This is a genomic window from Maribacter aquimarinus (assembly GCF_047345505.1).
Lineage (GTDB): Bacteria > Bacteroidota > Bacteroidia > Flavobacteriales > Flavobacteriaceae > Maribacter.
In genome coordinates this window covers 36,044-59,990 of sequence record NZ_JBLFEO010000016.1, presented here as the reverse complement: position 1 = coordinate 59,990, position 23,947 = coordinate 36,044, and the positions used below count along the sequence as shown (strand labels likewise).

Genomic DNA, 23,947 nt, shown 5'->3' with positions numbered 1-23,947 from the left:
ACTAATTGTCAATATCGGCCAAGGAACCCCTCACCTTGGGCCCAGACCGGCAACTCTTGGTTACCCTTTACCTGAAATGGTCCGGCCCAAAGGGCAAGGTGGTTGGCAACGGTGTTTCTCGATGTTGCCCTGGGACAAATCTTATAGTTGTTTGCACCTACCCTTTAAAACCAAAATTCCTCTTCTGCCTTTCACGTCCCTATTTCTTTTTCTGGGCCATCGGTTTTTTTAAAATATGGACATTTGGCATTTTGCAAACAACATTGGAGCTTCAGTGGGTTTCCCTGTGCCGGCATAAAGCTTGCTCACTTTGGCCCGGTGAAGGAAGTGGGCCATAAACGGTTTTTACAAGCTTGAGAAAAAAAAACGAATTCCATAAAAAAGCAACCCATTAACAAACATTATTTTAAGCAAATGCGCTTTTACTTGTTAATATTGATTCAATTTTAGAAAATAACGAATCATACTTATCGTTAGAGATAGCATAATTTTGACGATAGCATCTAGTATGTTTAAGATGTGGATTGCTTTTCTTTTCAAAAACAAATAGTTAGTGCAGACCTTAATTCAAGCTTTAAAAGAAAACATCATCATCCTAAAGTTATGGACAGTTTCTGGATTTTACTTTTTTACAATAGAACAATAGGGACGCGCCATTCCTTCTTCTGACAGAGATATTGTTTCCCAAAGGGGTTTATGCTTTCCAGGCAGACATCCATTTCTGTACCTTCCATTTAACCTAAACTAAAATTTATGAATATACCCTGAGCCTTGATGGTTTTACCACAAGAGACCAAAACAACTAAACTATTGTAAAAACGACCAATGAAACTCAAAATCATGAAATGTAATTTATCGCTTAAAAGATGGCTGGCAGCCAGTTGTCCGCTGTACGCATTTGTACTGTTCCTATTTCTTAGTTCGGCATTACGGGCGCATGACCCCTCAGGACCAAACAACAATGGTACTGATCCTGAAGTTTCCAAAACATCCAGGTCAGATTCCTGGGACATGGAGCAAATTACCATAACCGGTACGGTCACAGACGCTATGGGTGTTGGTTTACCGGGCGCCTCGGTATTGGAAAAAGGCACTACCAACGGGACACAAACTGACTTTGATGGGAATTTCACCATCAATGTGCCCACGGGTGCTACTTTGGTCTTTTCATATCTCAGTTTTGTAACCAAAGAAGTGGTTGTTGGGGAATCCACCTCAATAACTGTAGCTCTGGAGGAAGACACCGCGATTCTGGATGAGGTGGTGGTCATTGGCTATGGAACGCAAACCAGGGCCGAGGTGACCAATGCAATTTCACAATTGGAAGGCCCCGTTTTACAACAAACACCTGCCATTTCAACTTCAAATGCGCTTCAAGGGCAGGTTCCAGGGCTTTTTGTTGTTCAAGGTGGCTCTGCTCCGGGTTTTGATGATTCCGAACTAAGGGTGCGCGGCTCAAGTACCTTTAACGGCAATGTTCCGGTCTTGATCGTTATAGACGGTGTTCCCAATAGGGACCCTGATGGCCTAAACCGTATAGATGGCAATGATATAGAGAGCATATCCGTACTTAAGGACGCTTCTGCCGCAATCTACGGAGCGCAGGCCGCGGGAGGGGTTATATTGGTGACCACCAAACGGGGAAGGCAGGGAAAAGCGAAATTCAACTACTCTTTTGACCAAGGTTTTAGCAGGCCCATTGGTAAATTGGGCGTGGCCTCCGCGGTTGATTTTATGAACATTAACAATACCGCCGATGCGTTGGATGGCAGGCCCCTTGGTTTTCCCCAGGAACTGATCGCTGATTTTCAGAACGGCACACGGCAATCCACGGATTGGTGGGATGACATCATCGGCGGAAGGACTTTAATCCAAAGTCGCCACTCGCTCAATGTGAGCGGTGGATCGGAAAGAGTGAGATACTTCACTTCTTTTGGTCATGCAAGGCAAGGCGCACTGGTCATAAATGATGACAAGACCAAGCTTCGGCAGTTTAACCTACGTTCCAACCTGGATGTGGATGTGAGTGACAATTTTAGTGTACAGTTTGATTTGGCCGGCAGGCGCAAATTTACGCAAAGACCCCAGGGTGACGTTGGGGGTGTGGGAAATCAACTTGCGGTAACCAGCCCTTTGTTGCCCGCATTTCTTAACGGGGACACCAATTTGCCCGCGGCAGGCTTTTCAGAATTCAACCCGGCAGCAAGGGTCACCAGCCCAGGTTATGGAAGATTTACAAACGATGTGTTCAATGCAAATCTCAATTGGAACCTTAGGTTGCCGTGGCTCACGGACGGGCTTTCCTTTAAGGGTTTTCTTGCTTATGACCATGCTTACTTTGTGGATAGGGAATTTAACTTTACCTGGACGTGGTGGGAGTTCGATGAGAATGACATTCCAGTGGAACGACCTTCCAGAACCATTGAGCCTCCCGGACTTACCCAGACTTTTAGGCAGTCTAGCCAAACTACGGTCAACTTTAGGTTGGAATATGAAAAACGATTTGGAAAAGACCACGATGTAAAGGCCTTCCTGGCTTACGAACAGAATCAGGGCGCCAGTAACTTCTTTCAGGCCGGCCGTCGTAATTTTGAGTCAGCGGCCTTGGACGAAATATTTGCGGGCAGCCTGGATCAAGATGATTGGATCACAGATGGTGCGGCCTCCGAAACCTCGAGACAAAATTATTTTGGAAGGGTGTCCTATTCGGCCCTTTCAAAATATCTGTTTCAATTTAATTTTAGATATGACGGATCGAGCATCTTTCCAAAAGGCAATAGATTTGGTTTCTTTCCCGGTGCATCTGCAGGATGGCGCCTTTCCGAGGAGTCCTTCGTTCCTGAGGTCTTCAGCGATTTAAAACTGAGGGCCTCATGGGGCATATTGGGCAATGACCGGGTAGATCCCTTTCAGTTCCTACAAGCGTTCGGATTCCCGAGCGGAGTGCAGGGAAATGCCGGCGGAACGGTTCTTGGCGGCCAGGATGTTCAGACCCTGGTACCAGATGTGTCTCCCAATCCAGGCATTACTTGGGAAAAAACGGAAAATATAGATATAGGACTGGAAGGTTCCCTGTTTGAGGGAAAGTTGGGATTTGCCTTTGATTATTTTATCCAGAACACCACGGACATCTTGGCCTCAAGAAACGTATCCATACCCGATGTTTTTGGTATTCTTCCCCCGGATGAGAATATTGGTGAGTTCGCCAATGAAGGCGTAGATGCACAGTTAACCTACAATTACAAAAGCGACAATGGTTTTAGGTTGGGCATCACCGGTAACCTTACCTATGCCAGGAACAGGGTAGAGTTCTTTGATGAAGTGCCACCCGCCGAAGGCTCGGAATTTCAAAGGCTGGAGGGCAGGCCACTGGCCTCTCCCCTAGTGTACAAGGCCATTGGAATATACAGAACCCAAGAGGATTTGGACAATAATGTAAACTATCCCGGTGCAGGCTTGGGGAACCTTATTTTCGCAGACCTAAACGGGGATGGTGTCATCAATGGCGATGACAGGTACAGGTTCGATGCCAAACCTTTTCCTGAAATTCAGTATGGCTTAAACCTCTCTGGTGGTTTCAAGGACTTTGATTTTAGTATGTTGTTCACCGGTCAAGGTAGGGTTAAGCGCGTTGTCAACAACGAATTCAACGCGGGCGGATCGGGCAACAACCTGGAGTATTATGTAGATCGTACCTTTTCCCTTGAAAATAGGGATGCAGAGTTTCCCAGAATTATAAGGACTGGATTGGATGGGGGCACCAACAGCGATTTCTGGTACCGAAATGCAGATTTTTTAAGGTTGAGACAAATGCAACTGGGCTATAACCTGCCGCAAAGCTTGCTGGACAAAACCAACGGTCTGGAAAGTTTTAGACTGTACCTAAGTGCCACTAATATCTTAACCATTTTTGATGCTTTAAGTGAGTTTGAGCGTGGCGATCCGGAATTTGCCAACACGTTTGCCTTTCCTCAGCTAAGCACCATAAGTCTAGGAGTTAACGTAGGATTTTAAAAAAAAAAAAAGAGAAATGAAAAATTCAATTTTAAACACCAAGTCATTTGTGGCGTTCACCTTCTTGTTTGCCATCTTGATCGGCCTCCAGTCATGTGATGAAGATATTTTGGAGCTAACCCCCTTAGATCGTATTACAGAAACAGCTGTTTTCTCAGATGAGGTCTTCCTTACCAATTATGTCAATGGAAACTACCGGGGCATTAGACAGCACTTTAACCCGGATGCAGGAGGGTACATTGGTTTAACGGACATTGCCACCTTTCAAGATCAGACCCTACAGTACGGTGGCTCTGCCATACCGTACAGGGAAGGAAACCTTACCTCCGATCTTGTGGAAACGTTTACCAGATTGGCCGATAACGGAGGAGGAACCAATTTATGGGAAAACTCTTATGAGTATATCCGCCGGATAAATGTGTTCTTTGAGAAAACGGAGGGCAATACAGAGTTGGACGAAAACCGGTTGCGTGTACTGACCGGAGAATCTACGTTCCAGAGGGCGTATATCTATTTTGAACTCCTCAGGCATTTTGGAGGGGTACCCTTATTGACCAGCTCCGTGGCACTGGACGAGGCTGAGAACACAGAAGTAACCAGGGCCTCCTATGACGAGGTTGCCCAATTCGTAATACAAGAATTGGATCGCAGTGCAACACTGTTGGCCGGTGAAGATATGGAGACCGGCAGGGCTTCCCAAGGGGCGGCACTGGCACTGAAAGCCAGACTGCTCATGTACATGGCAAGCCCCTTGAACAATCCTTCAAACGATGTTTCAAAATGGCAGGCTGCAGCTGCGGCGCATGAGGCAGTTTTTGATTTGGGCTATTCGTTGCATCCAGATCATGTCCAGGTCCAGAACAAACCCCTTAAAGAGGACGAGGTAATATTTGGGCGCGAATTTACGATTCAGAACGGCACCGAATCCGTCGCTTTTGGATTGGCTTGGGGATATAACTATGATTTCTGGCCGGCCGGGTTTGACGCCCAACAAAAGCAGGTCCCTACACAACGGTTCGTAAACATGCACCAAATGACCAATGGCGAATATCCGTATCTGGACGAAAACTTTACCTTGAACCCTAATTCCGGCCATGATCCCCAAAACCCATTTGTGGACAGGGACCCCCGGTTTTACTTTAACGTTCTGTATCCAGACGCCCCCCCGCTAAATATCATAGATGGCGGCAGGACCACAGTTAGAACCTATGAATATTGGGAAGATGCCAACCCTGACATACCAAATGAGAACCCACAGCAAACAGACCCCATCAATGGCCAGGTATTGTTTGATTTTGGGCGTGACTCCAGATCATATTGGGTAGAAGGCCGCACCCCATTTCATTGGAACATACAAACGGGCTACATATTCAATAAGTTGTTGGACTTTCAAGGCCCCAGGGCAGATGTTAATTTTGAATACAATAATGTTACCACATTTATAAGATTGGCAGAGATGTATCTCAACTATGCAGAAATACAGTTGGCCCTGGGCAATGAAGATGAGGCCCGAAACTACATCAACCTGGTCAGGGCCAGACCCTCTGTCAATATGCCGCCCATAACGGCAACAGGAGCAGAATTGGTAGAAGTTTACCGAAGGGAAAGGGCAGTGGAACTTGCCTTGGAAGATCACAGGTTCTGGGATTTATTACGCTGGAAAGCCGGCCCTGGCCATATAGACATCAACCCCGTTAACGGACTTACATCGGTTACCAAAGATTGGTCCGACGGGGGCAGGTTGACTTTTGAATACGGTCCCATTGTTGAGCAAAGGGAACCATGGCCGGGTGATTTTTACTATCTACTTCCCATACCAAGGGATGAAATCAATAGAACCGGAATTGAGCAAAACCCCGGTTATGATTGAAACTTAAATTTGTTGAGTTAGTTTTTGAGTTGTAAATTCCATCTATATGACCATATAGGTGGAATTTTATTCTAAACCCATTGTTAATCGTACTATATGTTTTTCAAAGAGCGCACACTCAAGGCCAATAAAATGTTAAGGAACCTGGTCATAAGCATGGGCTTTTTGTCCCTGATCAATTGCTCAGACCGGCAGAAGGATATGGCCAAAGATGAGAAATTGTTCACCAAGGTATCCGTTGAACGATCGGGAATAGATTTTGCCAACAACCTCATAGAAAATGATTCTGTAAATTATTTCAAGTACATACAGATATATATGGGAGGCGGTGTGGCCATTGGCGACATAAACAATGATGGCCTACAAGATCTATATTTCACCGGCAATATGGTAGAAAACAAACTTTACCTTAACAAAGGTGATTTTAAGTTTGAGGACATAACCAAACAGGCAGGTGTTGGTGCAGACAATAGATGGGTCACAGGAGTAACCATGGGAGATGCCAACCAAGATGGTTGGCTGGATATTTATGTCAGTGTCTCCGGTATCTGGGACACCACAAAAAACCTACTTTATATAAACGATGCCAATGAGAACGGGAACCCAACTTTTACAGAGTCCGGTGAAAGATTTGGAGTTGCGGACATTGGGCATGGTACCCAAGCCGTATTCTTTGATTATGACAGGGACGGAGACCAAGACCTCTATGTGTTGAACTACCCCGTGAACACTGCCGGCCAAAACATGCAGAAGTTCAAGGAATACCAAAAGAACAACGTGCCCTACAGGGACAGCGATCGGCTATATCAAAATACTGGGGAGGGCTTTATAGATGTCACCAAGGAAGCCAAATTGTCAAAATACGGATTATCGCTTGGGGTATCGGTCGGCGACTATAATCAAGACGGTTGGCAAGACCTGTACGTATCCAATGATTTTGTGACCCCTGATTATTTTCTGATCAACAATAAGGATGGTACGTTCCGTGATTACAACCTGGAACTTACAAAGCACACAGCCTATTTTGGGATGGGCACGGATGCGGCAGATTTTAACAATGACGGTTATCTCGATTTTTTTCAGGCAGATATGCTTCCGGACGACAATAGAAGGTCAAAGGCCAATATGGACAGTATGGACCCCGATAGATTTCACCTCATTGTTGAAAATGATATGCACCACCAATATTCTGCCAATATGCTGCAGCTAAACATGGGGTTGAACGAAAAAGGACTGCCCATGTTTTCAGATGTTGCCCGTTTGTCAAATGTGCACTCCACCGATTGGAGCTGGGGGCCTCTTTTTGCCGACTTTGATTTTGACGGCCACAAAGATTTAATGGTAACCAATGGCATACGGTATGAAATCAACAACAAAGACTTTTTCATCAATCTCGAGGAATCGGACTTGGACAATGCGGATTGGTTGAGCCTAAATGCACAAATGCCCTCAGAGAAAATTCCAAACCTAATCTATAAAAATTCAGGAAATCTTGAATTTGAAGAGGTGACCGAAAAATGGGGGTTTTATGAAAAGGGCTTCTCGAACGGCTCTGCTTATGCTGATTTGGATAATGACGGCGACCTGGATCTTGTGATCAACAATTTAAATGAGGAGGCCAGTGTGTTTAAAAACAATGCCGTTGAAAATGGTCTTGGCAATTTCATCAAGGTCAAGTTTAAAGGGCCCGCCAAAAACCCCTTTGGCATTGGCGCAAAGGTCTGGGTTTCCACCAAAGAAAATGAACAGTACCAAGAACTCACCTTGACCAGGGGTTTCCAGTCTTCCGTTCCCGCGGAGCTCGTTTTTGGCCTTGGAGACAATGACAGGGTTCATAGGGTTGTTGTGGAATGGCCCACTGGCAGCACCAGTATTCTCCAAGATGTAGAAATCAATACCACAATGGTGGTAGATCATGCAGGTTCTCAAGAAACCCCGGCAACCGTAAAAGAAGCCAGTTCGCTCTTTAAGGATATTACGGATGATGCCGGTCTCGTTTTCAAGCACGAAGAAAATTCATTCGATGATTACCGATATCAGGTATTGTTGCCGCACAATATTTCTGAGTATGGCCCTGCCCTGGCCGTTGGCGACATTAACAATGATGGCCTGGACGATTTTTACGTTGGGGGTGCCTACGGCAGCACAGGGTCCTTGTTTGTTCAGGAGGGCAACGGAAAGTTCAAGGAGATAAAGGAAGGGCCATGGATCGAATCCAAATTCCAGGAAGATACCAGTGCCATTTTTGTGGATACCAATGGAGATGGGCTCCAAGACCTATATGTGGTAAGCGGTGGCAATGAATACCCGGTTGGTCACCAAGCCTATCAAGACAGGTTGTACATAAATTTGGGAGCGGGCAGTTTTGCACGGGCAAAGTCCGCTTTGCCCATCGCTACGGAAAGCGGGGGGTATGTGACTGCTGCCGACTATGACAATGATGGGGATGAAGATTTGTTCGTTGCCGGAAGAATTGTGCCAAGAAACTACCCAAAGGCACCAAGGAGTGTGATTTTAAGAAATGACAGTCAAGGCAATATGGTAAAGTTTACAGATGTCACTTCCAACATAGCCCCGATCTTGGATAGTTTGGGAATGGTAACCAAGGCAAAATGGATAGATTTGGACAAAGACAACGCACTGGACTTGATGCTGATCGGTGAATGGATGCCGATCACCTACTTGAAAAACAACAATGGAAAGTTCACGGACAGAACAGAACAGGCCCAACTCTCCAACACCCAGGGGTGGTGGTATGGCATGGAAGACAGTGATTTTGATGGCGATGGTGACACCGATTTTATTTTCGGCAACCTGGGGTACAACTATAAGTACAAAGCAAAAAAGGGAGAACCCTTTACTTTGTACACCTATGACTACGATGGCAACAACAATGAAGACTTGGTCCTATCCTATTACCAGGACGGAGAACAATACCCGGTCAGGGGCAGGGAATGCTCATCGCAACAAATACCGGCCATCAAAAAGAAATTCAAGGATTACAATTCCTTTGCAGAGGCCAACCTGGCCCAGATATACTCCAAGGAGCATTTAGAGAAATCAACAAAATTCAGCGTGGAGGATTTTGGCAGCGTTTATGTAGAGAATTTGGGAGACGGAACTTTCCAGTTAAAAAGATTGGAACTGTTTGCCCAACTATCCTCATTAAACGACTTTGCTACCGGTGATTTCAACAACGATGGCAATTTGGATGTACTGGGAGCTGGAAATCTCTATGGATCGGAGGTTGAAACACCAAGGAACGATGCGGGGTATGGCCTGGTCTTGATAGGAAATGGGAAAGGGGAATTTAAAGCATTGAAACCCTATGAAACAGGTGTTCACATTTCTGGAGAAGTAAAATCAATACACAAAATAAGATTGGCAGGAGGCAAAGAGGGCTTCTTGATAGCCAAGAACAATGACTTTTTGCAATTGATCGCGAAAAGCTAAGAACTTGGCCTATCTTTAAGTGGTTCCCCCTAACGGTTTTTGTTTTGACGAAACCAGAATGGGAAAAATCTTTGACGTTCTGTTAAACCACCCTTTTCCTCTGGCATTCAGAACATTGCAATGATGCGTGAACGCTCCGGAAGACGCCTTGAACAAGTATGGACATCATCTGGCCATTTCTTGTTTCACGAAAAGACCACATAAGATTCTTAACCCTGAAAATGCCACCATGACGTTAAAAAAATGGACAATTTTTATACTTGGCACGCTACTTTTCACAGTGGGCTGTGCCACTAAGCAGAACTATTCAGATACAAACAACACAGGTAATTCTGCAAGCCAGAGCCCTTATTTTGAAAAACTGGTCATGGTGGACAGTCTTGGAATTACTGGTGCAGACGGTGTTATTTCCTTTCCCCTATCAAAAAAAGAATCCGTTTTCATGATGGGAGACTCCTTTCTTTCCAAGGTAGAGCACGGAAAAAGGGACTCCAGCAGTATCATGATAAACAATTCATTTATCATAATTGACAACAAAAAGGGGATTCACAAGGCTTTGTACAATGGCACGCCTGACAAACCTGAGTCTTTCTTAAAACCGGCCAATGAAAAAGAGTATTATTGGCCTGGTGATGGATTTAAGAGGAAAGGACTGCTGCATTTGTTCATGACCCGTTTTGAACATATTGACGAAGACTGGGGCTTCCGGTTCACTGGAACGGATTACATTAGAATGGCAGAAAATGATTTCAAGGTGGTATCGGTGGAAAATTTTCCCTATTCCAATGTGAACGATGTGCATTATGGCCATAGTTTATTGAACCAATCCGGTTACGTGTACATTTATGGTTCTAAGTTTGATGGGAAAGTGTCAGAATTACATGTTGCCCGGGCGTTGCTTGATCCCAAAGAGGGGAAATTAAAGAATTATCAATTTTTTGACGGTAGCGAATGGGTGGCCAATCCTTCAGAAACCAAAAAATTGAAAGGCATAAACAAATTGGTGCCCGAACAGTTCTCGGTCTTCAAGTATGGAAAAGTTTATGTGCTTTTAATGATGGATAGGGATTTTACCACAGGAAACATTTATTCTTACACATCCAATTCTCCCGTAGGGCCTTGGGGCAACGAAAAAAAGCTGTATCACACCACGGAACAGGAACAATACAGTGAAGACCGGCTATTTACCTACAATGCCATGGCGCATCCGCAGTATATTCAGGATGATCGCCTCTTGATCTCGTATTGCGTAAACAGTTTTATGGTTCCCAAAATCCATGAACATGTGGAATACTACAGACCACGTTTCCTTTGGGTGCCCTTACAAATGATCCTAGGTCCCTAGACCTATAGCACCTTGGTTTCGCAGGCCTTTTAATGGACACTCCAGCCCAAAACCCGCCCTTGTTTCCCCTTTGATCCATACCAACAATTCTGGGCCAGAACAGATATGCCAAATGCTCCAAAGGCCAATATGGCTTCCAGGAACGGGACGGTAAACGGTAAGGGCACCCGGCCTGCCCATCTTAAAACGAAGAAAAGCGCAGCAAATAAGATCTATTTTGCCTTGTTGTACTTGGTGTGGGGAATGTTCTTCTCTTCCAATATGGCATAAAAACGCCTGTGGGATATCTTCAGGTCCCGGGTGATCTGCGCCACTTTCTTCTTTTTCTTTTTGTAGAGTATCAATTCGGCCTTCAACGCCTTGTTGAAATAGTGCTTCTTCAGCGCCTCCACCACCTCCAATTCCGTGTACTTGGAAGTGGCGCAAAAAGCATCGACCTCTTTTTTTATCCCCAACAAACCCTTCATGGCATACTAAATTTTGTTAATGTCCTTGAGGCAAGGTACAAAATCCCCCAGAATTTTTAAGACAGGAAAGGAGGTGGGGCCATAGGTGTTTGGGATATTGGGCAACAAGGATAAAAACAATTGGCAGGGCGGGTGTAAACAGGGCTCTTGTGCGGCCGCTGCCAAATGGACTGCCAACAATGGCACTTGGGGTGGCCGCCGTTAACGGCCTTTTTTGGTGTTCCCGAAACGGGCATACCCCGGGAATGTCCCCAAAATGGCAGACTGGCGTGCGTCCATTTTTTTGCTATTGCCATAAATTACCTTTATTTTTATCGCTAAAACCATTAATGTCCATTAATGGCATCATTTAAGTACTTTTCAATAACCTTAATTTAATAAAAGCTAGATGACAAATATCACGGTTGCAAAGGGCGACGGCATAGGCCCCGAAATTATGGATGCCACGTTGAAGATCATGGAAGCCGCGGGTGCAGAGATCAAAGTGGAGACCATAGACATTGGTGAAAAGGTGTACTTACAAGGGCACAGTTCCGGAATGGCCCCCGAAGCCTGGGAATCCCTACGGCGCACAAAAGTGTTTCTAAAGGCCCCCATAACCACCCCCCAGGGCGGCGGCTACAAAAGTTTGAACGTGACCACGCGCAAAACCCTTGGCCTCTACGCCAATGTTAGGCCCTGCATATCCTATCACCCCTATGTGGCCACAAAGCATCCCGTTATGGACGTGGTGATCATCCGTGAGAACGAAGAAGATCTCTATGCCGGCATTGAGCACCAACAGACAGATGAGGTTACCCAGTGCCTAAAGCTCATTACCCAGCCGGGAACGGAAAAGATCATACGCTTTGGTTTTGAGTACGCCAAGGCCTACGGCCGCAAAAAGGTGACCTGTTTTACCAAGGACAACATCATGAAGCTCACGGACGGACTTTTCCACAGCACCTTTGACAAGGTGGCAAAAGAGTATCCGGACATTGAGAGCGAGCACTGGATCGTGGACATAGGGGCCGCAAAATTGGCCGATACCCCTGAAAACTTTGATGTGATCGTAATGCCCAACCTCTATGGGGACATCCTTTCTGATGTGGCCGCACAGATCACAGGGTCCGTGGGGCTTGGCGGAAGTGCAAACATTGGTGCCGAATACGCCATGTTCGAGGCCATTCACGGTTCTGCCCCTCGCCGGGCCGGGCAAGATATGGCCAACCCCTCTGGCCTCTTGTTGGGGGCCATACAGATGCTGGTGTACATTGGCCAACCCCAAGTGGCCCAAAAAATACACAACGCCTGGCTCAGGACCATGGAAGATGGCGTGCACACCTATGACCTGTTCAAGGAAGGTGTGAGCACCAAGAAAGTGGGCACCTCCGGTTTTGCCGATGCCGTCATTGAAAGATTGGGCCAAGAGCCCCAGCAATTGGCGCCCATTGCCTATAGCGCCGGTACCACGCACAAGATACAAGGCCATTTTGACAAGTTGGAACCTGCCAAAAAAGACTTGGTGGGCGTGGACATCTTCTTGCACTGGAACGGGGAAGATCGCGACCCCAACGTGCTGGGAGACATCCTGAGCAAGTTCACGTCAGGGCCCTTCTCCATACAGCTCATCACCAACAGGGGCGTAAAGGTGTACCCCAACGGCAACCCGGAGACCTTCTGCACGGACCACTGGAGGTGCCGTTTTACCTCCAAGAAGATGGACCAGCCCAGCAGCTACAATGATGTCCTTGCCCTGAGCAAGATGATCACCGAGGCCGGCCTGGACATCATCAAAACAGAGAACCTTTGCCGTTTTAACGGTGAACTGGGCTTCTCTTTGGGACAGGGGCAGTGATGTTTTGTAAACTATAAAGATTGAACGTAATCGCGATGAGCCCCGTTTCCTAAAAGGTTACGGGGCTTTTAGCTTAAACCCATTGCACAACTTCCAAAAAACTTCTGTTTAAAACGATGGTCCGCTAATACTCGGACAATTCTTCTTAAACAACCAAAAACGTCAACGCAGTAGTTGGTTTTCCCTTGTTATATTGTAAAAACCAGAATCTCAAAAGCCCGGCAGTGCAACCGTTTTGGCGATGTAACCGGACACTAGGATTTTTTGGGGCCATATTAAAAGTATCCTATGTTCAACTGATGTCCCGTCAAAAAGAAGGTAGCCCTTCCCCCAACTAAAAAGAAGTCACTATCTTGCCAGCCTTACACGTTCAGATATGATGTCCCATTCCCTTTTAAGAATCCCATCACTCTGCCTCCTGGCCCTCCTCCTAACCCAATGCGGCACCACCCAGAAAATAAACCACGGGACCCAGAACACCGTAGCTGCCAAGCAGGGCGAATGGATACCCCTCTTCAACGGCAAGGACCTTACCAACTGGACCGCCAAAATCCACCATTATGAAGCGGGAGACAACCATGGGGACACCTTTAGGGTGCAGGACAGCATCATAAAAGTGCGCTATGACCAATATACGGGCGATTTCAATGATCGTTTTGGGCACCTCTATTACAACACGCCCTATGCCTATTACCACCTTGTGGTGGAGTACCGCTTTGTGGGCGATCTGCATCCCGGTGCGCCCAGTTACACCCTAAAGAACAGTGGTATCATGTTCCATTCCCAAGACCCACGGACAATGCCCAAGGAACAGGATTGGCCCATATCCGTGGAGATGCAGTTCTTGGCCGGTATTGAAAAAGGCAAGGAACGCCCCACGGGCAACATGTGCTCCCCGGGAACGGATGTGGTGTATCAAGGCAAAGTGGACCCCAGGCACTGCATTGGCAGCAGCTCCAAAACCTACTATGGGGATCAATGGGTACGCGCAGAGGCCATTGTTTTGGGAGATTCGCTCATCACACATATCATCAACGGTGAGACCGTGCTCCAATACAGCAAGCCCCAAGTGGGCGGTGGCGTGGCCAACCGTTATGACCCCAAACATAAAGTGGACGGCACCCCGCTCAAAGAGGGCTTCATTGCCCTGCAGAGTGAGGGACAGCCCATAGATTTCAGGACAGTGAAACTCAGAAACCTCAAAGGCTGTATGGACCCAAAAGCAAAAAACTACCGCGCCCACTACATTGCCCCCGACCCGGATAGCTGCCTGTATTGATTGTATGCCGGTTTGGATTGCAGGACGTGGGGGAAACAAGAGATAAGAGACAAGAGGCAAGAGGCAAAAAAGAGAAAAAATCGTTTACCCTCTCCCAACTACCCTCTACCCTCTACCCACTGCAATTCACTTGGTACTGGCTCCTCGCCATGACGGTGGGGAAAAAAGAGGCAAGAAGCAAAAAACAAGAGTCAAGAAAAGAGATTAGATTAAAAACGGTTAACACTAACCAGAGAAGCCCAAAAGAAACCTCTTCATTCTCCATAGTAAGAAACAAAGCAAGAGGCTGAAAGCCAAAACAACGGCCTTCAGCCCAAGTCCCAAAGCGCAATCACCTCGACACCAACCTCCCAGCATACAATACTGAATACCCCGTACTCAATACTCAGTACTCAGTACTCAATACTCCGTACTCCGTACTCACTGCCAACATCCCCAATACCGCTATACCTTTGCAATGGTGGCGCGCAACATCCAGGCCATTTCCTCGTGCTCTTGCATTAAGCCGGTAAGGAAATCGCCGGTCCCCGCATCATTGTGGTCGTCCTCCACTTTTGGGATTTCGGACCTAATGTACTGGATAATGGCATCGTGGTCTTCCAAAAGGGCCTCGATGTAATCGTGGCTGCTGTTGCTGCCCTCATATTTCTCGCCCAGATGGGTCAGGTCCAAGAAACTTTGCAAGGTGCCCGGCGAGTAGTGGCCCAACTTCCTGATGCGCTCGGCCACGCTGTCCGTAAAGGTCTTGATGGCATTGTAGTGCTCCTCAAAGAACTCATGCTTGGTATGGAAGTCGTGGCCCTCCAGGTTCCAGTGCGCACGCAGGGTCTTGGTATAAAGGACAAACTCGTCTGCCAGTACCTTTTCCAATATTTCCGTTACCGCTTTTCTGTTTTCTTTTGATATTCCAATATTTGTTCGCATGCTATGATATTAAAGGATTAAACTAATGGCGATGCCTTCTTGCATCGGTCTCAAAATAAGCACAACGTAGGGCTTTGGGCCCAAAAACGCCCGTTACCATCAACATTTTTCGGATAGAGCACCCAAACATCGGTTTTCCGGATTTCAACGCCTATTTTTGATCGTCATACGTCTTGGGGCCCCTATTTTCCACAGAACGCACACACCGCCTCTTCCCCGTATTTTTTAAGTTGATAAATTTTTGTCACCTTGCATAAAAGTCCATAATCGCAAGCCCATGACCACCACCGAAGCCAAGCTAAAGGAACGCCTAAAGGAACTTACCTGCCTGTACGAAGTAAGCAGCATTATTGTAAATTCTGACTATGAGGAACTGGAGACCTCCCTGCGCGCCATTGCCCATTGCCTAAAGAGGGCGTGGCAGTACAGTGACCGGGCAGCGGTGCTGCTCCACAGCGGTCCGTACAGGTTGGGCACTCCGGGGTTCAAGGAAGATATGGTCTGCCTTACATCCACCATCAAAGTGTTCAACGTACCGGACGGGGCCATTACCGTGGGCTACCCCTCGGACACCCACAGCAAAAACGATTTTTTGGAAGAGGAACAGAAACTGTTGGACAATGTGGGCATTGCCGTGGGCAATCTGTTGGAGCGAAAACAGATCCGCGACAGTGAAGCGGCGATAAAACGGCAAATGGAGCGTGCCGATCGCCTCCACATCCTTGGGGAGATCACGGCGGGAATAGCCCATGAGCTCAACACCCCTCTGGCCAACATCCTGGGATTTGCAGAACTGTTACGGGACAAGGTGAAAAACGAGGAAAACGTGCGCGACCTCAAAAAAATCATGGACAATGCCATTTTTAGTCGCGAAATTGTAAAAAAGCTCATGTTCTTTGCCTGCGAAATGCCCCAGGAAATGCAGACCATTTCCCTGAACCCCATTGTGGAGAACGCCCTAAAGCTCCTAAAGCCGGCCCTGCAACAAAAGAACATAGTGCTGCACAGCCACTTGGCCCCCCAAACCCTTTCGCTAAGGGCAGATACGGTACAGGTTACCCAAGTGCTCTTTAACCTCATCATGAACGCCATCCATTTTTCGCCCCAGGGAGGAGAGATCACCGTGACCACCAAAAAAATGACCAAGGGCGTGGAAATCACCATCTCGGACCAAGGTCCCGGCATTTCCAAGGAAAACGAGGACAAGGTGTTTGAGCCCTTTTTCACCACAAAGCCCCTAAAAGAGGGCTCGGGACTGGGCCTTAGTGTGGTGCACGGCATCATCAGCAGCCATAAGGGCCACATTGCCCATGCCCCCAACCGCCCCAAAGGCACTATCTTTACCGTATATTTCCCAAAAAGCTGACTATGGCATTGCGCAAGGAGAACATCCTTTTGGTGGATGACGACATGGATATCCTGGAACTACTGCAACGGCACCTCAAGTCCTGGGATTTTCACACCTTTAAGGCCGTCTCCGTAAAAGAGGCGGTGCAGATTCTAAAGGGCTCCCATATAGACCTGTTGATCACGGACATACAGATGCCCGAAGTGGACGGGCTGCAGCTCCTGAAGTTCACGGACGAGCATTATCCCGCCCTGCCCAAATTGGTGGTCACCGGCTATCCTTCCGTGGATGGGGCCTTGCAGACCTTTAAATCGGGTGCCACCGACTACCTTACCAAACCCTTTACCAAAGCAGAGCTCAACGATGCGGTGAACAAGGCCTTGGGACAGGCCCGCAGCCAAAACATGACCAAAAAGAGCGGCCAATTGCCCCCTCTGCGCTACCCGGACATGGTGGGCACCTCCCCGGCCTTTCGTAAAATGGCGGAGCTCATCGCCCGGGTCAAGGACAACAAGGCCACGGTACTGGTCCTCGGGGAGAGCGGCACGGGCAAGGAGCTGGTGGCCCGGGCCATACATTACAGTGGCAAGTTTGCCCGGGCCCCCTTCATTGCCGTGAACTGTGCCGCCATCCCGGAAAATTTGCAGGAGGCAGAACTCTTTGGCCATACCAAAGGGGCCTTTACCGGTGCCAGTGAAGAACGTCCGGGGTTTTTCCAGGCGGCCAATGGGGGCACCCTCTTCCTGGACGAGATAGGCAGCGCCCCGCTTGCCGTCCAGACCAAGCTGTTGCGGGCCTTGCAGGAAAAGGAGATCACCAAGGTGGGATCCCGAAAGGCAGAACCCCTGGACCTGCGCATCGTGGCCGCCTCCAACACGGATCTGCGGGAAGACATTGCCAACAAGACCTTTAGGGAAGACCTCTACTACCGGCTCACGGTGGTGGAGATCAACGTGCCGCCACTCAGGGAAAGAAAGGCCGATATTCCCCTTTTGGCAGAGCGCTTCGTACAAAAATACGGGGTGGAATACAAGGACCGGCCCATGCACATTGCCCCAGATGCCCTGCGCATCCTGGAACGTTATCCCTGGCCGGGAAACATCAGGGAACTGGAAAACAGCATACAGCGCGCGGTGATCATGGCCGATGGCCGCATTGAGGTAAAGGACCTACCGGAACATTTAAAGTACAAAATAGCATTTGGCCAAGCCAATGACCTTGTGAGCCTAAAGGATCTAGAAAAAAGGCATATTGAGCGGGTATTGGCCGCCACCCAGGGAAACAAGACCAAAGCGGCAGAAATTCTGGGCATTGATCGCAAAACGCTACGGGAAAAACTGAAGTGAGACCGCCCCGCCCGGTAGGGCTTCCAAGCAACCCAACACAATGGCCTGGGCCTTTTTAAGGTAGCTGGTAGCCCAATACGCTGCGCTGCCCCGTTGGTGAACAGAGCAAAAAAAAGCAGCCCGCCAAACATCCCGGTGAAACAACCAGAACCGCCGGTGCCGGACCAACTTACCCAGGGAACCGTCTTTAAAACATCTCCCGTCCCCTGCGCCCCTGCGCGCAAGGGTGGAACGTGCATTGAACTCAATAAAGATGGACTGTTTTTACCCAGATGGGTAAAACCGCCCCATACGGCAAAAAGCACACTTCCCTAATTTTTTATATAAATAATTGACAAACAATACTTTAATTGGTTTAAACCAATCCGTGACGGGAAGGGCACGCCATTTGCCATAACGGAGTTCCCAATGTTGGTACTGAACCTAAAAAAGCGGTTTCCTCGCCAACAAGCTATGGAAAAGAGCAACGAAAAAGAACGGTGCCCCACCTATGCCCCAGCCAGCAGGGCCACAAAAGCGATCGAACAGATCAATTTGGCAAAATGGTGGCTGTGCGCATTAAAAAATGATGAATATGGGAAGTTTAAATCAAAGCATTTGCAATCTTTGTGCCCACAAGGTGTATTGCGTCCTTACCAAAGATAAGGACAATGTGAGCAGTTGTAGCGAATACATGGACATTGTGGCCCACAATGCTCCCACCTTTGGAAAAAAAACGATCAAGGACAAAAGCAAGTCCCGCCATTCAAAAAGGGAGCGGGTCTTCTTCTAAACATGCAACAAATGAAAGTAAAAAAAGTAAAGAAAGTGCACAAGCAAGGGATGCTTGACAATGTGATGAGGCAGTTTAACCATGCTGCGGACATCATTGGCCTTAACAAGAACATCCGTAAGATCTTGGAGGTGACCAACAATGAACTGGTGGTTCACTTTCCGGTTCGGATGGACAGCGGCGAGGTGGAGATCTTCACCGGTTATCGCGTACAGCACAACAATGCCCTGGGGCCTTACAAGGGCGGTCTTCGGTACCATCCCACGGTAGATATTGATGCCGCAAGGGCCCTTGCCATGTGGATGACCTGGAAGACCTCCCTTGCCGGGCTTCCTTACGGCGGCGCCAAGGGCGGCATTGAATTGGATCCAAAAAAATATTCAACCGCAGAGCTGGAGCGCATCACGAGGCGTTTCACCTATGCCCTGGGAGACAACATTGGTCCCGAACTGGACATTCCCGCCCCTGACGTGAACACCAATGCCCAGACCATGGCCTGGATCTTGGACACGTACATGTCTACCAAATCGCCCAACGAGCGCTCCAAAAACCTGCACGTGGTCACCGGCAAGCCCACGGGCAGCGGAGGTTCCCAAGGTAGGGACAGGGCCACCGGTTACGGGGTGTTCCTGACCATTAAGTTCTGGGCGGCCCACAAGGGGCTGGACCTTACCGGCAAGACCTTTATTGTGCAAGGATTTGGAAACGTGGGGTATTGGGCGGCGCATTTTCTGGAAAAAGAAGGGGCCAAGCTTGTGGCCGTACAGGATGCCTCGGGCACCTTGTACAACGAAGACGGGATGGCCGCAGACGAACTTTTGGCCTATGCCCAAGCCAACAATGGCAATGTTGAAGGGTTTGCCCAAGGCGCCCCAATGGCCAACGAGGACTTTTTTGGCCTGGAGTGCGACATCTGTATCCCTGCCGCCCTGGGCAACCAGATCACGGCCCTAAAGGCTCCGCACATCAAGGCAAAGGTCATTGCCGAAGGGGCCAACGGGCCCACCGATGTGGAAGCCGAAAAAATATTGCTGGAAAGGGGCGTGGACATCATCCCCGATATTCTATGCAATGCCGGTGGCGTCATAGGCAGCTATTTTGAATGGTTGCAAAACCGCAATGGGGAACTCTGGCAAATGGATGAGATCTTGCAAAAGTTGGAAAAGAAGATGCGGGAATCCTATGACAAGGTGCAACACACCGCACTGGAACAAAACCTGGACATGCGCACGGCCGCCTTTGTCATAGCCATTGAGCGCCTGGAACAGGCCTACACCCAACGCGGTATCTTTCCCTGATCCTTCGTTCCCATACGGGAAGTGGCCAGGGAACAACCCTAATTTTGTATGGTGCTTGGTGCGTGCCCCGGCCGCGCACCAAACCATTGTGCGTGCATTGAATAGATGGCAGGCCTGCGCCATTATGGAGAAAAGGCAGTATTAACAGTTAACAACCTGAGACATGAAGTACGAAAATTTGGTCATTGAGAAAAAAGAATACGTCATTTTAAAAAGGGTACTGAACCTCTCTGGATTCCACCAAGATGTTACCCTTAAGAAGTCGGTGGGCAGTTTGGCCCGGGAGTTGGAAGATGCCAAGATCTGTGATGAAAACAAGATGCCCAAAGATGTGGTGCGCATAAACAGCACGGTCACCATAGCGTCCGAGACCGGATGGCACAAGACGTTTCAGTTGGTACTGCCCAATGAGGGCGATGTAAAGAACAACAAAATATCCTTGCTCACCCCAATGGGCGCAGCGGTGATCGGTTACGCGGAAGGAGACACGGTCACTTGGGAATTTCCCGCCGGCGAGCAAAAGCTCACCCTGGAAAAAGTGGTACAGGAAGAAAAGCACCTTAACCTAAACATGATCTTATGAGCACGGCACAGCCCTTTTATCCGCACGACCCCGACAGTGAGATCATGCTGCAAAAAGACCGGGCAGAGGCAGCACAATGGATCAAGGACCTGGAGCATGCCGAAAAAGAACTGGCGCTCTTGCGCCCTTTGTCCGCAGGCCTTTCCCAGAGCGGGGAGCTCACGGCGGAGTTGGACCGCTTGCGGGAGAAAAACAACTTCGCCCTGCTACACCTGCGCCTTTATGCCAAGGACATGGCGAATGCCCTGGAATGCGACACCATGGCCTGCGATGCCTACCACTTGGAGAACCATGAGCAGCACAGGCAGCGCTATGCCAAGCACATTGAGGCCTATCGCACTTTAAAACTCACCATTATGGAGCAAGTGGCGGCCACCGACCCGCCACGGCCATAGTGGCGGCCCCAACAGGAAAACAGCCCACAGGTCCCTAGCTGGCAATCGGGGCTCCAACACCATTGAAAGGAGGCCTTTGCCCGTTCGTTCACAATAATTGCCTCGTACAGATGATTGGGCCTTGGGCGGAAAAACGGCCAAGGGAAGCCTGTCTTTTTTAGCCATGCCTCCAAAAAAAAAAACAAGCTGCCCTATAAAAAAATCAAAACAGCAATAATTCCTGGGCATTTTATATATTGCAGGGCAACCTAGCTTGAAATTGATGTGAACCAATACGCGGTTTTGCCCCTGGATCATTACCGCGAGAACACAAAATGAAATAGATGATCAAAAGAATACTTACCCCTTTACGCAGATTTGTACAGATAGAAAGTTTCAGTGGCATCCTCTTGTTGGTGGCCACCATCGTGGCCCTGATATGGGCCAACTCACAATGGGCAGAGACTTATAAATCGCTCTGGGAAGTAAAAATGGGCTTCAGTTCTTCCTTCTTTGAGTTGAAAAAACCGCTCATCCTTTGGGTAAATGACGGGCTTATGGCCATCTTCTTTTTCTTGATCGGCCTGGAGATCAAACGGGAACTGGTCATTGGCGAGCTAAATTCCGTTAAAAAAATGGTGTTCCCGCTGGTGGGGGCCCTGGGCGGCATGATCATCCCGGTCACCTTCTACCTTGTACTGAACGAGAACCCTGACACCGTAAAAGGATGGGGCATTCCCATGGCCACGGACATTGCGTTTTCCCTGGCCGTACTAAACCTATTGGGCAGTCGGGTACCCTTGAGCCTAAAAATATTTCTGACGGCTTTTGCCATTGTGGACGATATTGGGGCCGTATTGGCCATCGCCATTTTTTACAGCAGCGACATTAACATTACCATGATCCTGTCCGCCTTTGGCTTCTTGATTTTTCTGTACTACCTATCTTATAAAGGGGCCTACTCCAGGTTCATGCTGGTCACCGTGGGCATCGTGGTGTGGACCCTCTTCTTGAAATCGGGCATACACCCCACCCTTGCGGGCATATTGCTGGCCTTCGCCGTACCCTTGAGGCAAAAGATAGTGACCCCGGAATACATAAGCAATCTGGAAGACTCCCTGAACAAAATAAAGAACGCCAAGGTGCTCCAAACCCCGGTGCTGTCCTATGAACAGATGTCCTATGTCCACACCCTGGAAAAACGTACCAAGAAATACCAGTCCCCGCTGCAGCGCATGGAGCATGGCCTGCACAATTGGGTGGCCTACTTCATTATTCCGGTATTTGCCTTGGCCAACGCCGGAGTGGCCATTTCCAGTGACATGCACCTGGACTTTACCATGATCACCATCCTTGTGATCTCACTGGTGGTGGGCAAAGGTCTTGGGGTTACCAGTTTTGTGTTCCTGGCCAAAAAACTGAAGATCATTGAGGTGCCCAAGGACCTCACTTTTAAACACATCATTGGGGTGGCCTTCCTCGCGGGAATTGGGTTTACCATGTCCATTTTCATTGGCAGTCTTGCCTTTGTGGACGATCCATTGCATATAGATTCGGCCAAGATTGGCATTCTGGCCGGTTCTACCATAGCGGCCATCATAGGCTATACCATTCTGCGGCTCACACCGGAAGCGGAGCCGGGACATCCATAAATGTCCAGCCCCCTTACCGGCGGCGCAACCTATAAATAGGAAAGTGAACGCCCACGGGCAAGGACGTATCCAAAAAAGGGGACACTGCCTGTGCAAGCGATGCAACCGGCGCACCGCAATGGCCCTGTGCGCACTGTGCGCCATATTTGATATCTTTATTCCATGAACCGACGAAATTTCATGGGCAAGGCCGCCTTGGCCACCATGGCTGCCACCTTGGGCACGAAACTGGTAAATGGCCACCTGATGCCAAAGGGATACGTGCCCCTTGCCCTCCAAGACCCAGACCCTTTTTCCCTGTTCAACAAGGACAGCCAAATGGTGGTGCTCAATGACAGACCTTGGAACATGGAGGCACAAGCCCACCTGTTGGACGATAAGGTGACCCCAAACCCCTACATCTTCATCCGCAACAACGGCCTGGTCCCTGAAAACGTGGACGCCTCCGGATGGACCCTGACCATTGACGGGGAATCCGTGGTCCAAGAAAAGACCTACACCCTTGCCGAACTGAAGAGGAACTTTAAATGGCACACCTACCAACTTACCCTGGAATGTGGGGGCAATGGGCGGGCCGAGTTCAACCCGCCCGCCAAGGGAAACCAATGGACCGTGGGGGCGGTGTATTGTGCCCAATGGACCGGGGTGCGCCTGCGCGATGTCCTGGAAGATGCTGGGATCAAGGAAGATGCCGTGTACATAGGCTACCATGCGGCGGACGAGCACCTGAGCCGCGACCCCAACAAACCACCCATTTCCCGTGGCGCCCCAATGGCCAAGGCCCTACAGGACGAAACCCTCTTGGCCTTTGAAATGAACGGGGCGCCCATTCCTTTGGTGCACGGATATCCGCTGCGCTTGGTGGCCGGGGGCTGGCCCGCCTCCGTATCGGGCAAATGGATCACCGGCATCAGTGTCCGTAACAAGGTGCATGACGGCGCCAAAATGACGGGCGATGCCTACCGGGTGCCCTGCACGCCAGTAGCGCCGGGGGAAAAGGTGTTGGACAAGGACATGTGCATCATTGAGTCCATGCCGGTAAAATCGCTCATTACCCATCCCAAGAGCGGGGCCACCCTAAAGGCAAAGGACACATTTGAGATGCGCGGCCACGCCTGGGCAGGGGAGCTGGAAGTGGCCCAAGTGGACTATTCCCTGGATTTTGGTGCCAGCTGGAAATCCTGCCAGCTCAGTGCCCCGGCCAACCGCTTGGCCTGGCAACATTTTTCGGCCACGGTACGGCTTCCGGAAAAAGGCTACTACGAGATATGGGCAAGGGCCACGGACAGCCAAGGCAAGGCACAGCCCATGCTGGTCCCGGGCTGGAACCCCAAAGGCTACCTCAACAATGCCTGCCACCGCATTGCCGTAAAAAGGGTTTGAGC

The 23,947-nt window shown here is 48.9% G+C and carries 16 protein-coding genes; 14 read left to right on the top strand and 2 right to left on the bottom strand.

Going from position 1 to position 23,947, the window contains the following annotated elements; translation table 11 throughout:
- Positions 1–825 precede the first annotated feature (825 nt).
- The 4 genes from ACKWCC_RS12270 to ACKWCC_RS12255 all read left to right on the top strand — a co-directional run bounded on the left by ACKWCC_RS12270 (position 826) and on the right by ACKWCC_RS12255 (position 10,682).
- Positions 826–4,014, top strand: coding sequence for a SusC/RagA family TonB-linked outer membrane protein (locus ACKWCC_RS12270; protein ID WP_413996235.1), 3,189 nt, complete (start codon positions 826–828; stop codon positions 4,012–4,014).
- 16 nt (positions 4,015–4,030) lie between these two features.
- A complete protein-coding gene (locus ACKWCC_RS12265) occupies positions 4,031–5,884 on the top strand; it encodes a RagB/SusD family nutrient uptake outer membrane protein (RefSeq protein ID WP_413996234.1) in 1,854 nt (617 codons plus the stop codon).
- Between the two features lie 96 nt (positions 5,885–5,980).
- The gene (locus tag ACKWCC_RS12260; protein ID WP_413996233.1) at positions 5,981–9,337 is read left to right on the top strand and encodes a VCBS repeat-containing protein; all 3,357 of its coding nucleotides are present in this window, start codon (positions 5,981–5,983) and stop codon (positions 9,335–9,337) included.
- A gap of 229 nt (positions 9,338–9,566) precedes the next feature.
- Complete coding sequence (locus ACKWCC_RS12255; RefSeq protein WP_413996232.1) at positions 9,567–10,682, top strand: DUF4185 domain-containing protein; 1,116 nt, start codon at positions 9,567–9,569, stop codon at positions 10,680–10,682.
- Positions 10,683–10,894: 212 nt separating this feature from the next.
- On the opposite strand, the gene ACKWCC_RS12250 is transcribed toward ACKWCC_RS12255, so the two are convergent.
- Complete coding sequence (locus ACKWCC_RS12250) at positions 10,895–11,149, bottom strand: hypothetical protein (RefSeq protein WP_413996231.1); 255 nt, start codon at positions 11,147–11,149, stop codon at positions 10,895–10,897.
- 388 nt (positions 11,150–11,537) lie between these two features.
- Between ACKWCC_RS12250 and ACKWCC_RS12245 the strand changes: the two genes are divergently transcribed.
- Complete coding sequence (locus tag ACKWCC_RS12245) at positions 11,538–12,986, top strand: NADP-dependent isocitrate dehydrogenase (protein ID WP_413996230.1); 1,449 nt, start codon at positions 11,538–11,540, stop codon at positions 12,984–12,986.
- A 376-nt stretch (positions 12,987–13,362) separates the two neighbouring features.
- Positions 13,363–14,265, top strand: a complete 903-nt coding sequence (locus tag ACKWCC_RS12240; protein WP_413996229.1) for a 3-keto-disaccharide hydrolase — start codon at positions 13,363–13,365, stop codon at positions 14,263–14,265.
- A 444-nt stretch (positions 14,266–14,709) separates the two neighbouring features.
- On the opposite strand, the gene ACKWCC_RS12235 is transcribed toward ACKWCC_RS12240, so the two are convergent.
- Positions 14,710–15,189 carry a Dps family protein gene (locus ACKWCC_RS12235; protein ID WP_413996228.1) on the bottom strand — a complete coding sequence of 160 codons (480 nt, stop codon included), beginning with the start codon at positions 15,187–15,189 and terminating at the stop codon, positions 14,710–14,712.
- A 277-nt stretch (positions 15,190–15,466) separates the two neighbouring features.
- Here ACKWCC_RS12235 and ACKWCC_RS12230 point away from each other — a divergent pair, with 277 nt between their 5' ends.
- The 8 genes from ACKWCC_RS12230 to ACKWCC_RS12195 all read left to right on the top strand — a co-directional run bounded on the left by ACKWCC_RS12230 (position 15,467) and on the right by ACKWCC_RS12195 (position 23,945).
- Positions 15,467–16,555 carry a sensor histidine kinase gene (locus ACKWCC_RS12230; protein ID WP_413996227.1) on the top strand — a complete coding sequence of 363 codons (1,089 nt, stop codon included), beginning with the start codon at positions 15,467–15,469 and terminating at the stop codon, positions 16,553–16,555.
- Between the two features lie 2 nt (positions 16,556–16,557).
- Positions 16,558–17,883: a sigma-54-dependent transcriptional regulator gene (locus ACKWCC_RS12225; RefSeq protein ID WP_413996226.1), complete on the top strand. Its 1,326-nt coding sequence runs from the start codon at positions 16,558–16,560 to the stop codon at positions 17,881–17,883.
- A gap of 574 nt (positions 17,884–18,457) precedes the next feature.
- The gene (locus ACKWCC_RS12220; RefSeq protein WP_413996225.1) at positions 18,458–18,655 is read left to right on the top strand and encodes a hypothetical protein; all 198 of its coding nucleotides are present in this window, start codon (positions 18,458–18,460) and stop codon (positions 18,653–18,655) included.
- Between the two features lie 11 nt (positions 18,656–18,666).
- Positions 18,667–19,953 carry a Glu/Leu/Phe/Val family dehydrogenase gene (locus tag ACKWCC_RS12215; protein WP_413996224.1) on the top strand — a complete coding sequence of 429 codons (1,287 nt, stop codon included), beginning with the start codon at positions 18,667–18,669 and terminating at the stop codon, positions 19,951–19,953.
- 163 nt (positions 19,954–20,116) lie between these two features.
- A complete protein-coding gene (locus ACKWCC_RS12210; RefSeq protein WP_413996223.1) occupies positions 20,117–20,536 on the top strand; it encodes a GreA/GreB family elongation factor in 420 nt (139 codons plus the stop codon).
- Complete coding sequence (locus ACKWCC_RS12205; protein ID WP_413996222.1) at positions 20,533–20,931, top strand: hypothetical protein; 399 nt, start codon at positions 20,533–20,535, stop codon at positions 20,929–20,931. The genes ACKWCC_RS12210 and ACKWCC_RS12205 overlap by 4 nt, the downstream gene beginning before the upstream one ends.
- Before the next feature lie 323 nt (positions 20,932–21,254).
- Positions 21,255–22,562, top strand: a complete 1,308-nt coding sequence (nhaA, locus tag ACKWCC_RS12200; protein ID WP_413996221.1) for a Na+/H+ antiporter NhaA — start codon at positions 21,255–21,257, stop codon at positions 22,560–22,562.
- Between the two features lie 162 nt (positions 22,563–22,724).
- The gene (locus ACKWCC_RS12195) at positions 22,725–23,945 is read left to right on the top strand and encodes a sulfite oxidase (protein WP_413996220.1); all 1,221 of its coding nucleotides are present in this window, start codon (positions 22,725–22,727) and stop codon (positions 23,943–23,945) included.
- The last annotated feature ends 2 nt before the right edge of the window (positions 23,946–23,947 follow it).